We start from the raw sequence: 1,151 nt of genomic DNA on the forward strand, positions 1-1,151 counted from the left end.
CATTGTTACGCAGCTACAGCAATGTGAGACACAGAACCGTAAGATTGAAGGATTAGAGTCCACTCATCTTGCATATGTGATTTACACTTCAGGGTCAACCGGAAAGCCAAAAGGGGTGATGGTAGAGCATAGGAGTGTTTCGAACTTAGTTGTAGATAATATCCGGTTTTTAAATTTGACAGAAAAGTCAGTTTGTTTGCATTGTACTTCATTCTCATTCGATGCTGGAAGTGGGCACTTGTTCAGAGAGCTACTGTCGGGCGCAAGGGTTATCTTATTGAGTGGCTATCAAGATCTGATTGAACAACCTCTTGACTGTAGGACAACTCATGTTTCTATTCCGGCAGCATTTTTAAAGTCCTTGGATGCAGAAAAACTCCCCAATGTCGAAGTAATAACTATTGGTGGTGAAGCAGCTGAACAAAAAGACATTACGAATTGGGTCAAAAACTGTCGATTAGTTAATTGCTACGGCCCAACGGAAACGACGGTATTATCTTCCATGGTTGATTTTGAAACCGTATCTACAGTGCCAACCAATATTGGGTTTCCCATAAGTAATACATGTTTTTTTGTACTGGATAGCCAGAGAAACCTTCTTCCAAGAGGGGTAACGGGAGAGTTATATATTGGTGGGGCAGGGCTTGCCCGTGGTTATTTAAATCGACCTGACTTAACAGAAGAAAGTTTTGTTGTACATCCATTTGCCAATGAACAGGATAAAGTGAAGGGTTATTCTCGCCTCTATAAAACGGGTGATTTAGTCCGTTATTTACCAAATGGCTGTTTAGAGTTTATTGGCCGTGTCGATGCACAAGTGAAAGTCCGAGGTTATAGGATTGAGTTAGGAGAAATCGAAAATAAGCTATTGATAGCGCCAGGTGTAAAATCTGCTTTGGTGCAGTTAGTAGAATGCAATCATCAGCACAAACAACTCGTGGCTTATATTATCCCTGATAGCCAAGAGGTGGATGAAGGGGGGCTGTTGCGCGCTATTAAGTCATCGCTGCAGGAGTCGTTACCAGATTATATGGTGCCTTCAGCCTTTGTGGTGATGAGGCAGTGGCCATTAACCCCCAATGGAAAAATAGACCGAAAGGCACTTGCTGGGGCTGATGTGGCCATTATGCAAAGCCAGTATGTTGCACCAA

Annotated in this window: 1 protein-coding gene; it reads left to right on the forward strand. The window is 42.7% G+C overall.

Annotated elements, in window-relative coordinates:
- Positions 1 to 1,151: amino acid adenylation domain-containing protein (locus OCI93_RS20890; protein ID WP_261627254.1), on the forward strand; the 1,151-nt coding region annotated here is incomplete at both ends.

Origin of the sequence: Pseudoalteromonas holothuriae, from assembly GCF_945859825.1 — a bacterium.
GTDB lineage: Bacteria > Pseudomonadota > Gammaproteobacteria > Enterobacterales > Alteromonadaceae > Pseudoalteromonas > Pseudoalteromonas holothuriae.